Origin of the sequence: Rhodanobacter sp. A1T4 (assembly GCF_014207185.1) — a bacterium.
GTDB lineage: Bacteria > Pseudomonadota > Gammaproteobacteria > Xanthomonadales > Rhodanobacteraceae > Rhodanobacter.
In genome coordinates, this window is sequence record NZ_JACHCP010000019.1 from 1 (window position 1) to 12,435 (window position 12,435).

Annotated in this window: 11 protein-coding genes; 9 read left to right on the forward strand and 2 right to left on the reverse strand. The window is 53.0% G+C overall.

What is annotated here, in order from left to right; all coding sequences use genetic code 11:
• Positions 1–65: 65 nt before the first annotated feature.
• On the reverse strand, positions 66–509 hold the full coding sequence (locus tag HDE80_RS21845; RefSeq protein WP_184674417.1) for a hypothetical protein: 444 nt from the start codon (positions 507–509) through the stop codon (positions 66–68).
• 540 nt (positions 510–1,049) lie between these two features.
• Positions 1,050–1,325: a transposase gene (locus tag HDE80_RS21850; protein WP_345776492.1), complete on the reverse strand. Its 276-nt coding sequence runs from the start codon at positions 1,323–1,325 to the stop codon at positions 1,050–1,052.
• Positions 1,326–1,464: 139 nt separating this feature from the next.
• On the opposite strand from HDE80_RS21850, the gene HDE80_RS21855 reads away from it, so the two are divergent.
• The 9 genes from HDE80_RS21855 to HDE80_RS21895 all read left to right on the forward strand — a co-directional run bounded on the left by HDE80_RS21855 (position 1,465) and on the right by HDE80_RS21895 (position 12,038).
• Entirely contained in the window at positions 1,465–2,724 is a 1,260-nt protein-coding gene (locus HDE80_RS21855; RefSeq protein WP_184674420.1) for an HlyD family efflux transporter periplasmic adaptor subunit, read from the forward strand.
• 71 nt (positions 2,725–2,795) lie between these two features.
• On the forward strand, positions 2,796–4,880 hold the full coding sequence (locus tag HDE80_RS21860) for a peptidase domain-containing ABC transporter (protein WP_345776493.1): 2,085 nt from the start codon (positions 2,796–2,798) through the stop codon (positions 4,878–4,880).
• A 122-nt stretch (positions 4,881–5,002) separates the two neighbouring features.
• Entirely contained in the window at positions 5,003–5,275 is a 273-nt protein-coding gene (locus HDE80_RS21865) for a class I lanthipeptide (RefSeq protein ID WP_184674422.1), read from the forward strand.
• A 432-nt stretch (positions 5,276–5,707) separates the two neighbouring features.
• Positions 5,708–6,073 carry a hypothetical protein gene (locus HDE80_RS21870; protein ID WP_184674424.1) on the forward strand — a complete coding sequence of 122 codons (366 nt, stop codon included), beginning with the start codon at positions 5,708–5,710 and terminating at the stop codon, positions 6,071–6,073.
• Positions 6,074–6,111: 38 nt separating this feature from the next.
• Positions 6,112–6,315, forward strand: coding sequence for an integrase core domain-containing protein (locus tag HDE80_RS21875; protein WP_184674426.1), 204 nt, complete (start codon positions 6,112–6,114; stop codon positions 6,313–6,315).
• Between the two features lie 149 nt (positions 6,316–6,464).
• Entirely contained in the window at positions 6,465–7,766 is a 1,302-nt protein-coding gene (locus tag HDE80_RS21880; protein WP_184674428.1) for a lanthionine synthetase C family protein, read from the forward strand.
• A 2-nt stretch (positions 7,767–7,768) separates the two neighbouring features.
• Positions 7,769–10,084, forward strand: coding sequence for a lantibiotic dehydratase family protein (locus HDE80_RS21885; protein WP_184674430.1), 2,316 nt, complete (start codon positions 7,769–7,771; stop codon positions 10,082–10,084).
• Positions 10,085–10,347: 263 nt separating this feature from the next.
• A complete protein-coding gene (locus tag HDE80_RS21890; protein ID WP_184674432.1) occupies positions 10,348–10,944 on the forward strand; it encodes a hypothetical protein in 597 nt (198 codons plus the stop codon).
• A gap of 143 nt (positions 10,945–11,087) precedes the next feature.
• Positions 11,088–12,038, forward strand: a complete 951-nt coding sequence (locus tag HDE80_RS21895) for a thiopeptide-type bacteriocin biosynthesis protein (protein WP_184674434.1) — start codon at positions 11,088–11,090, stop codon at positions 12,036–12,038.
• Positions 12,039–12,435: the final 397 nt, after the last annotated feature.

The window sequence follows — 12,435 nt, forward strand, 5'->3', positions numbered from 1 at the left end:
ACTCTGACCCTCGTTTCGGCAGCTGATGGCTACGATCGACGAGCGGTGCCGATCGAAGCAGGCCCCTACAGAATGGCTACCTGCTGGGGATCCTCAGCGGCATATTTGATCTTTACCTTATCACCGACCCGTGGCACGGCAATCCGGGAGACCATGGTCTTGATGTTCACATCGTAGGGTGTGCCGTTCGCAGGGCTGACAGTCATGTGGATGACGACTATGGGACTGTTGTTGACTGTGGCCCCGGTGTCCTGCACGGAAAGGATATCGGCAGTGCCATCCAGTCCGGTTTGAATCAGTTTCAGTCGCTCCTGCTGTCCCGCCAGAGCGTTCTGTCCCATGTCCATGACGCCGTTCATTTTGTCGACAAATCCTTTGCCCATAAAAGTTTTTGTCACGAAGCCTGTCAATCCAGAGTTCAAAGACTTCTTGTGATCCTCCATCGCACCGACGGGGTCTGTTTCCGCCTTCTTTATTGCGTCTTGGATTTTCTTACCGATGCCAAACATGTTGTGCTCCTCTTCCAGTGATCATTGATAGAGTGCAGGCTCCGACCGTATTACAGCTTCGTCGAACACATGGCCGGTAAGCAGAATTACATTGCGAGCGGATAATCTCGAAACTGATTCTATACGCCAAAAATTATCACGTCGAATCTGTCGATGACGGATATAACCCACACTTCCACTACCTGCCCCGCCGACAGCCATCAGAGCGGCGCCCTTTATGAACCGCATACCATCTCCAGCTCATTCCGCAGGTCGGTGACTTCCCATTCATCGTCGTCTGATCGAAAGCGAGTGGGCCGATTTTTCATGCAGTAACCAGACGTAGCTGCCGGGTTCTGGCTCCGGCCACAAGCAGCCTCGGCTCACGCTCACGCAGCGCACATTGCCGGCTGATCTTGCTCTGTGCAATGTGGCCCAGGCGGTTGCGATGCTTTCGCCCGCGAGGTGGCTTGCGGTAGACCACGACGCGGCAAGCTATCTGCGCCGGAATGGATGGAGCCTCAATCAACCGCGTGACCACGTCACGCTTCTGATCGAGTCTCAAAACTTTTTTGACAGAACGATTTCCATCGAATGAGCATGCAAACTCAGATCGGCATACATCTGTTTCAGGCGCCGATTTCCTCTTCCAGATCGCGTAGCCGTGAGAGCTCGGAAGCATCCAGCCCCGTACTTGGCTTTCCACTTGTGAAAGGTGGCAGGGCTGACGCCCACCTGACGACAAAGGCCATTGACCGGCACACCCGACTCGAACTGCTTGAGGGCGGCCATGATCTGGCTTTCAGTGAACCGTCCGCGAAAACGGGATAGAACCACTTATGTTTTTCTTAAGTAAGAGTAAGATTGTTTTTTTTGAAAACTCCACCTATGGTTAACGTAGTGCTTCGAAGACCGTCTGAGTATGAGTAGGGCGATAAAGTTTAGAGAGCGTTTTGACATCGGGAGGGCGTGAAGCATGGAGGGGTTGTTTCGCAACGAAGTTCTGCAGGCGCAGCGCGGCCAGTGGCTAGGCGCAATAAATCTTGCCACGCCACTGTCGTTCGTGTGGTGGGCTGTGCTGGCGGTGGCGCTGGCCGTGGTAATTTTGCTACTACTGGCGTTTGGCGAATACAGTCCTCGCGAAACCGTGTCTGGACAGTTGTTGCCCAGTGCAGGCCTGCTGACGCTCTCGGCACAGACCACCGGCACAGTGACCCACACCTTTGTGCATGAAGGCGAACGCGTCGCCGCGGGACAACTGTTAGCCGAAGTCTCTAGCGATCTTGCCACTAATATGGGCGATACCCACGCCTTGGTCGGCGCACGGTTGCGTATGCAGGAAGTACAACTGCGCGACACCCTCGCCAACCTCCAACCGCAGGCCATCGCTCAAACCAAGGACTTGCGCAGCCGAATCGACATGCTGCAAGCACAGATCGCTCAGTTCGGCGGACAATTGATGCTACAGCGCCAGCAGGCGGACGCCGCTGCAGATTTATTCAAAAAAGTCCAACCATTGCATCAACTGGGCATCATCTCGATAGTCGCCTTGAACCAGTATCAGGCGACGGCATTGTCGCAGCAAGCCGAAGTCAAAACACTCAATCGCCAACGCCTCGATACGGAGCAACAGCTTAGTACCCTGCAGGCACAACTGACTCAACTCCCTTTGGACACCACCGCGAAAGCCAATCAGCTGCGCGGTCAGCTTGCTCAACTGGACGCCCAACTGGTCGAGAACGAAGCCGCCCGCGCCACCATGCTGCGCGCGTCGTGCGCCGGCCTTGTGTCGACCCTATTGGTGCAGCCCGGACAGAACGTCGCAGCCGGCCAGCCGTTGCTGTCAATCCTGCCGCAGGACTCGAAGCTGGAAGCACAATTGTTGTTAACCAGCGACGCGATTGGCTTCATCGAGCCCGGTAATCGGGTGATGCTGCGCTATCGAGGATACCCGTACCAGAAGTTCGGACAACAGTATGGCCGGGTGCAGCAGATCTCGCGTAGCGCACTCAGTAACGCCGAGTCCGCATCGTTGCTGGGCAAGAGTGTGGCCGAACCGCTATACCGCGTGTTGGTCAAACTGGATCGCCAAACCATTAACGCCTACGGCAAGGTTGAAGCACTCAAGCCTGGCATGGCTCTGGACGCCGACGTCCTGCTCCATCACCGCAGCCTGTGGCAATGGATATTCGAACCGCTGAGTGGCATGCGTCAGAAGCTCGTGGTGCACGAATGAGCGAAAGAGTCGCCAAAGATCGCAGTGGACTGTTCGATGGGCTGCAATGGGGCTGGCACCGCAAACTGCCAGTGATCCTGCAAACCGAAGCCGCCGAGTGCGGACTGGCATGCTTGGCGATGATCGCCCGCTATCACGGTCACGACGTGGATCTGCCCTCACTGCGGCGCAAGCATTCAACCTCGCTCAAGGGCGCGAATCTGGCGCGGGTGATGGAACTCGCCGCGAAGTTCCGTTTCGAGACGCGCCCGCTGCGACTGGAACTGGAGGATCTGGTCAAACTCAGGACGCCCTGCATTTTACATTGGGATATGAACCATTTCGTGGTTCTAAAGCAGGCCACCACGCGTGGCGCGACGCTCCACGATCCTTCGAGCGGCTTGCGCAAGCTCACCAACGCGCAACTTTCGAAACACTTTACAGGTGTCGCACTGGAATGCTCGCCGAGTGCCGATTTCAAGCCAGTCAAAGCGCGCCAGTCGATCTCGCTGCGTAGTCTCACAGGCAAAGTCAAGGGCTTATTCGGAACGTTGGTGCAGATATTCGTGCTGGCGTTTGCGCTGGAAGTATTCGCGCTGATCGGCCCGTTTTATCTCCAATGGGTACTGGATCAAGTGCTGGTGTCAGCGGACAAAAGTCTATTGATGTTGCTTGGCATGGGCTTCCTGGCGGTAGCGGTGTTCCAAGCCGCAATCTCGACGGTTCGTGAGTGGACCATCACTTGGCTGGGCGCAATGCTTAACGCACAGTGGATCACCAACGTATTCGCACACTTGCTGCGGCTACCGCTGGACTGGTACGAGAAGCGCCACGTGGGTGACGTAATATCACGCTTCGGCTCGATGCAGACCATCCAGAAGACGCTTACGACCAGTTTTGTTGCCGCGATCCTGGACGGGATCATGGCCAGCCTGACGCTAGTGGTACTCGCGCTGTACAGCATCAAGCTGACCTTGATCGTGATGGCAGCGTTTGCGCTGTATGCTCTCCTCCGCTGGCTCACCTACCAGCCACTCAGGCGCGCGCAAGAAGAACAGATTGTGTATTCCGCGCGCCAGCAAACGGAACTGCTGGAAGCCATCCGCGGCGCACAGACCCTGAAGCTCGCCAACCAGCAGCAGGCACGCACGGCGCGTTATGCCAATGCGGTAGTTGAGACCATAAATCGCAATATCGCGATGCAGCGACTCAATATCGTGTTTTCTACCGGCAACCAGCTCATCTTCGGAATAGAGAAGGTAGCTCTGATCTGGCTGGCGGCATTGCTGGTGCTCAACGGCACCTTCACCGCCGGCATGCTGGTGGCGTTCGTGGCCTACACGGACCAGTTCGTGACCCGTGCAGCCAGCCTGATCGACAAAGGCATCGAGTTTCGGATGCTGCGGCTGCATGCCGAGCGGGTAGCGGATATCGCCCTCTCCGAACCCGAGCGACACCTCGAATCGGATTGGGACGGACCGCTGCCGGAGGCCTCGATTGAACTGCGCAATGTCAGCTTCCGTTATGCCGACGGCGAGCCATGGATCCTCAAAAACTGCTCATGCACCATTGCAGCAGGTGAGTCCGTGGCCTTGATCGGCCCCTCGGGTTGCGGCAAGACCACACTGGCCAAGGTCATCTTGGGCCTTCTCCGTCCCGACGAGGGCGAAGTGCTGTTCGGCGGCATCGACATCCAAAAGCTGGGCCTTGGTCGGTACCGGCGCCACATCGGCGCGGTGATGCAGGACGATCAACTGTTTGCCGGCTCAATCGCGGACAACATCGCCTGCTTCGACACGGAGTCGAGTCCTCTGCGCATCGAAGCCGCGGCGCGCCTCGCCATGATCCATGATGACGTGGAGGCCATGCCCATGGGCTACGAATCGCTGGTTGGCGATATGGGCTCGGCCCTGTCGGGGGGGCAGAGGCAACGTATCATCTTAGCCCGCGCAATTCACCGCAAACCTGCGCTGTTGGTGCTGGATGAGGCCACTAGTCATCTCGATATTGAACGCGAGCGTCAGGTGAACGCCGCAGTTAACCGCATGCGGATCACCCGTATCGTAATCGCGCATCGCCCCGAAACCATTGCGAGCGCACAACGCGCGCTCCTCGTAAACGGGGGCGCGGTGCAACCCATATCCCAACCTCCGCGCGAAGTGGAGGTGGGGGGGTAGCCGAGAATTGGGACGGCGTCCCGGCGAGTGAACCGTCCCTCTTAGAGCCTCAGGGCGGTCACATCCACAATAGAGGCTCACAACACTTCACATAAAATGTGAAGCAACCTGAAGGAGTAGATATGAAGCCGATCAAGAAATTGACTCTGAGCAAGGAAACCCTCGCCATCCTGACAGATGAGGAAACCAAAATGGTGGGAGGAGCAGTAGCAACGACACCAAACACCAACGGTAACAATTGCTCAATACCGTGTGGCACAGATGATTGTGGTCATCAGGCTACAGCATTAGGTTGCGGCGGGGCCGCAACGGGCCTATGCGGCGTAAGCGTGGGACAAAACTGTGCCAGCAACGCTCAGGCTTGTGCCGGAAGCATCACTGTTTGTACGGCCTGATAGTCGCACGTTATCAGTGAGGATAAGTGTCAGGCTCAGTGCGACTCTATCGAACAACGGGTCTGGCGTTTGAGCGCCGCTCGTTATGCGATGAGCCAACTCTACTCAGCATGGAAAGTCTGACGATGGCGTTGACCTTGCAGCCGTTCGCTCGTACCACGCGGCGCATTCGTGCGGAGCTGAAGGCCGAAGGTTCCCAATGGAGTGACAGCATACTGGCGCGTCGCTACGGTGCCGCCGCACCCGTGGCGCGCCAGTGGCGCGAACGTGATTCTACGGGCGGCCACTCGCCCTACCCGCACAGACTGCGCTGCCTGCTCACCGAGGCACAGGAAGCGCTGGCGATGGAGATTCGGCGAACGCTATGGCTCCCGCTACACGACCTGCGGATCGCCGTGTGTGAGTTCTTCAATCCCGCGAGGCTGGCGCACCATGACCTGGACAAGCGACCGGTGCGCCACTGTCGTCCGCAAGACCTTCAAGAGCTATGCGCCCAGCTTCATCCAGGTCGACATCAAATATCTGCCGATGAGACCACGCGACACTATCTGCTTGTGGCCAGGCTCAAGGCCGCCCGATCGACCGCCCCCCGCACTAGGTCCATTTACGCATCTACAGCGGTCAGAGCGCCGCCAACAGCACCGATTTTTGCGTCACTCGCATGCGGCCGCGCCGATGAAAATCGCGAAACTGTTGACCGACAACGGTAATCTGTTCACTGATCGTTTTACCCTTAAGGCGAAAGAACTGACCTGCAAGCGCTCGTTTGAGAGGAGATGTGCATTGCTGGATATCTAGCACTATCTGATCAAGCCGCGTCATCCCCAATCAACAGCATGGCCGAGCCTTTCAACGAACGGATCAGCGATATCCTGGTCACCACACACTTCTGCTCACGCAACGATCTGCAGACCATGATTGAGCGCTACGCAAAGCTCTACAACAGCCATCTGCCGCAGGAAGCACTCGGTTACATGACACCACGACAGGCCATACTCGCGTGGCAGACAAAAAACCCGATTTGTTCGTCAAGAAACTGAAGGGCGAAGCGGCACTGAACAACATGCGGCCATTACCACTAAATACAAAATACGCAATTGACCGACGGAGCTGACTTCTAAAGTTCGCTTTGCCAGATCTTGGCTAAAGTCTTTGCTCGTACCTTCCTTGCGGCATTAGAGTCAATCAGATGAACGATAGTTGGACAACCATCCTGAAAGGCAACGAACGTGAGAACGGCCTCCGTCTCGTCAAACAGGTAGCCGAGTCAATCGGGAGCATCCTTGACGACACCGACACAACAAAACCTCAGGATCAATCAAGTCCATGGCGGCATGATTCAACGGTTTCGGGTGGCTATGCTGGTTATGCTCTGTTCTATTGCTACATGTATTTGTTGACTCAGGAAAAAAGCGCGCTGCAGAAATGTAACGTTGCCCTGATTCACGCCGCACATGCCCTAACCGAAGGCCGATGGTCTCAGTCCCTCTATGGTGGCCTAACTGGCGTGGGATTGGCTATTGATCACATAGGCTCAGTCCTGGGCGGAAAAAAACTTCAATCATTTGACGAACTGACCTCACTTAATCAGGAAATTGATGATTTTTTGTTTGCATGGTTGCAAAAAGACCAAGAAATCTTCGACTACGATTTAATCAATGGTCTGGTGGGGATAGGTGTTTATTTTCTCGGACGTCTGCCACGGAGTGGGGCGGCGGATGGCATAACGCAGATAATTCGCAAACTCGCAAGTCATTCAACATCCAACGGAGAGGGCATCTGCTGGTTCACGCCGCCTGCAGGGCTTCCTCATAATCAATTAGCAACGTTTCCGCATGGTTACTACAATCTCGGCCTGGCGCACGGAATTCCGGGAATCATTGCCTTTCTGAGTCGAGCTCACGCAGCAGGAATAATGCAAGCTGAAACCGAAAGGTTACTTCGCGGCTCAGTCGCATGGCTAATGTGTCACAAGCTACCGGATGGCGAGATATCGACATTTTCCACGGTGATAGCACCGACTAGCAGCCCTACTTCTGCCCGCTTGGCATGGTGCTATGGTGACGTTGGCATCGCCGCCAGTTTGATGGCGGCAGGGTCTAGCCTAAAGGATAATGCTATACGCAAGGCAGCCCTACAAATCGCTAGCAAGGCTGCAACCCGGACTTTGAAAAATTCCGGCGTTATAGACGCGTCTTTTTGCCATGGCGCCTTCGGCCTTGCACACATATTCAACCGTTTTTATCATTTCACTCATGAACAGCTTTTCTTAGACAAAGCCCTGTATTGGCATGGATGTGGAATTGGGATGCAAAATCCGAGTGATGCAATGTGTGGGTTTCTTTTTCACGATGCCAACATTAATGGCGAAATGTCTTGGAGTCACTCGCCTGGGTTGCTTATGGGTATTACAGGTATTGGGCTAGTGACCTTGGCCGGGCTTTCGAGCAGCGTTCCCGTTTGGGATCGTTTGTTTCTTCTGGATCTCTAGAATTGAACAACTCTGTACGGATGCCTATGCAATACCACGATTGCGGTTTCTTCGCCTTACGCTCGCCAATGCTTCCCCGAAACCAACTCACAGCTGCGTTTCACAAATTCTCTGTTGAAAAAACTGAAGCCGACTCGGAGAAAAACGAGAAAGAGTACATTGAAAATAAAGAGGGCTTCACTCGCTTTCTTTGTAATCTAATAAATGATCCAGTGATCAATGAGGCATTGTGGGTTGCTTCTCCCGGATTAGTCAAACGCTTGGGCGGCAAAAATTCTTCACGAGACATGTCAAAAGACGAGGAAATGGTGGCAACGCTGTACAAGTATTTTATTAGAATGACCTCGCGTTGCACACCATTTGGACTCTTTGCCAGCTGCACTTATGGCCATAATTCAAAGGTCACTCAATTTGAATCAGTAGAGACGCCGAAGGTGAATCGAGTTACTCGACTAGATACTGAGTATATATATAGATTGGTTTCCACAATTAACGGTGACCAAAATATGCGAGGATTCTTGAAATACCGTACAAATACCAGTCTTTATCAAGTAGGAACGCGCCTGCATTATATAGAAACCTGGACGCGCCCGGATAGACCTGGAATATTTTACAAGCTCTCGGCAATAGATACCAATGAATATCTACTTGAAGTATTAAAAAAAGCTGAAATTCCGGAAACTTTGGATACGCTGACTGAATCCCTGTGCAAGAATGACCCTGAAATCGACAAGCAGGAGGCCTTACGATACGTTAATGATTTGATTGAAAATCAATTACTAGTGCCGGAGATCACTCCTTCAGTGACAGGACATTCACCTCTTCGAAAGATTATTCATGGACTAAGGGAAGCCCCACCCGCTCAAGACTTATTAAATGTTCTTGATAGCGTGGATATGTCTCTGGCAGCCATTGATTCGGACGGTCTCGGTGTAGACACTAACCGTTATGAATCCATTATTTCTGCACTACGGGAACTTTCGCCAGAAGTTGATGAGCAACGACTTTTCCAAGTCGATGTAAACGCTCAATTCGACGTTTCTCTTGGAAAAGAGCTAGTAAGTGACATACTTTCTGGAGTTGAGCTGTTGCACATGATCTCCCCGCCTCGTTCCGAGGATCGATTGGATGCATTCAAACGGGAATTTTGTGACCGCTATGAAGACCTGGAAGTTCCTCTATGTGAGGCGCTGGACGACGATGTGGGTATAGGTTTCGACGGCTCAGGCAGTAATGCATCTAGTTTGGAGCCTCTACTCACAAATATTCGAATTTTTGGCTCTACTGGTGACAGCAGCTCACTTGGTCTTTCGGCTCGGGATTTTATACTGGCTGAAAAAGTTCAAGAGCTGGTACGGAATGAAAGTATCGAGTTGGAGCTTGACGCGAAACTAATCGCTCTGCTTGAGAACAAATATAGAAGGCCGCTTCCTGACGCCTGGGGTGCATTTGCGACGATATTGGGAACTAATCATTCTGACAGTAATAAATCCAAAGTTCTTTTGAATTCAGCGAGTGGCCCAGGTGCTGCGAACCTGATCGGTCGCTTTTGTCACCTCAATACTGAACTTGAAGCAGCGGTAAAACGCTGTCTGAAGTTGGAAGAGGAACTGGACCCCGGCGCTGTATATGCAGAGGTCGCACATATGCCTGAAGGGCGAATGGGTAATGTGTTGCGACGTCCCGTGCTCAGAGATCACGAAATTGTTTATCTCTGCGAATCACCTATTCCAGAAGAAAATAGGATAAGCGTCCAGGATCTTCTGGTCTCAGTTAGAGAGGGGCAGATAGTCATTAAGTCGCGACGGACTGGCAAGCGGATCGTTCCTCGTCTTGCATCGGCGCATAATTTCCTAAACCATCAAAATTTGAACATTTACCGCTTTCTTTGCTTGCTACAGCAACAGGGATTACAGCGAGCTGTGTTTTGGGATTGGGGCGCTCTGGATATTCTTGACTTCCTGCCACGCGTTACTCATCGACGCCTTATTTTATCTCCAGCAAGCTGGAAAATTCATTCTGAAGATATAAAATCACTAATTAAATTAAACGGCTTGCCACAATTTGATGCTGTGCAGAAAGTTCGCGAACGGTTAGCACTGCCACAGACGATACTTATAGCGGAAGGTGACAACAGCGTAGAATTTGACTTAAGTTGTCCATTGAGCGTAGATATTTTTTGCAGACATCTTCGTAACTACAAAATGGGCATCAGGATACGCGAGGTTCTCTCATCTCACTTTGGTGAGCCACTTAAAAGCAAAGGTGAAACGTACGCTAATGAAGTAATTATTCCGTTTGTGCGGTCAGCAAATTGATCGCCTGATTTGCGTGAACTTTCAGCCAGCCTACAGGAGATGCGAGATTTTTTGCTCGCATTGGTGCAATCGAATCGAATGATTATGCGGCGATGATGATGATGCATCGGGTTCGCCGCTCTAGCAACGGATCGGGCTGGCCTCGATGATGAAGGTTAGTGTAGTTGTCAGGTTTCGTGCGATTCTAACGAACAAAGGGCCTGGCGTTCGAGCGCCGCTCGTTATGCGATGAGCCAACTCTACCCAGCATGGAAAGTCTGACGATGGCGTTGACCTTGCAGCCATCAGCTCGTACCACGCCGCGCATTCGTACGGAGCTGAAGGCCGAAGATTCCCTTTGGAGTGATAGCACACAGGCGCATCGCTACGGCGTCACCGCACCCGCGGCGCGCCACTGGCGCGAACGTGATTCGACGGGCGGCCGTTCGCCCTGCCCGCACACACTGCGCTGCACGCTCACCGAGGTGCAGGAAGCGGTGGCGATGCCGCCAATGGCCGATGAGACCAAGCGACGCTATCTGTTTGTGGCCACGCCCGAGGCCATCCGCAGGGCCTACCCGTCAATCTACGTTACAGAACATCGTCACGCAGCGATGCCTGCGTCGCGCACTCCGTTCGACAACGCTGATTCGGCACACCGTCGAGTATTCCGCACAGGCGCGTGCCTACGTCGCATAGTGGTCCAGCACACGCCAGAGCCGACATCGGAAACACCCAGCAATGACGCGACAGCCAGCACCGGCATCTGCCCGCGTGGTGCCATGATGAACGCCTCCAGCGTCCGCGTGAATCCCGAGCCCGCCCATGCGCACGACACGCTGGATCTGGCGGATCCTCTTGCAACACCGTGCCCGCGCTGACAAACCGCAGCACACCAGTCTGCAACACGGCTTGATACTGGAAGAAGTTCAGATGCCACCACGTACGCTGATATGCAAGAATCGGGAAAAAATCTACCACGGCAAACCAGAAAGAGCCATATTGAGGCTGATCGGGAATTAGCATGGATGTTAAATTGATGAGTAACCTTTGCGAGGCTGAACCGCGAACGCTATTGCCAGGTTCTGAATGTCTCTATTTAAGATTTTACTGTACGGCAAACAATTGCGATTATCTGTTGCGCCAAGTGATTAGCCCCTTTGTCACATCTCACAGGAATCGGGGGGCATTTACAAAATGGTTCTTTATTCGTTATGGAGATCCGAATTGGCATCTAAGATTGCGCTTTTTTGGTGCGCCAGATCGTCTATTAGGTGAAGTACTCCCATATTTCACATCAGTGAGCAAGACTGCATTTGAAGCTAAGCGCCTATACAAAATTGATATCGGAACTTATAATCGCGAACTTGAACGTTACGGCGGAAAAAAAGCGATTGTCGCAGCAGAGTCGCTATTTGAGATCGACAGCGAAGCCGTGCTTAAGATGCTCAGTATATTTATAAGTAACGAGTTCCTTAATGACCGCTGGAAAATCGCGCTTGTTGGTGTTGATAGTCTTCTCGACGACTTTGGTTTAAACGTCGCTGACAAGATGAAAATGATGACAATGCTGTGCGCGGGGTTTGAAACCGAATTTAAGGTGGGAAATGCATTTAAGGAAAGCCTGTCAAGGCGATTTCGCATCGAGAGACCGGAACTGACCCGGCTGCTTATGAAAGATGGCAAGAGGACTGCGCTGCAATCGCAGGGACAAAAGATTCTTGAATGGCGTAGTGAGAAAAATAAAGACGCAATTGAGATGCTTAAAATCACGTATGATGAGGAAATTCAAGGACAAACTTTTAATGGAATTATAGGAAGTATGGTGCACATGCATCTCAATCGCTTATTGCGATCAGCGCATCGCGCTCAAGAGCTAGTAATTTACAATTTTCTCTTGAGGCTATACCGCTCAATGAATGCTCAAGGGGCGAATTCAACTACGGTCCTTACCGGTCAAGTCCTTACTCCCTAGCAGGCTGTTGAGAAGCACTGTCCCGCATCGATCTTCATAGCTTTGGTCTATGCATCCGTTGTCTGTCGACTTCCCTTAAATCAGTGCCATGCTAAACCAGAGGTGGCCGGGTCGTTCTGGATTCGGAACTCGGCAGACGTCAACCCGCCAAGGCTGTTATGGGGAATCTCGCGATTGTAGTCGGCTGGCTTGCGACCGGAGCCCGCAAACGAGAGCTCGCCCGAACGAACCTGCTCTGGAGTTACCAGGATTTAGTGGACGCGTGATCGGCCGCTCCGGTGTGCCGCTTCGAACTCAATCGGACTAACGCCACCGAGATAGCTCATGACGGTTACCTCCAGCCACGAACTCAAATCCTAGCTTTTGTCCAAGAAAAGCTGGTAACTCTACTCTGCCC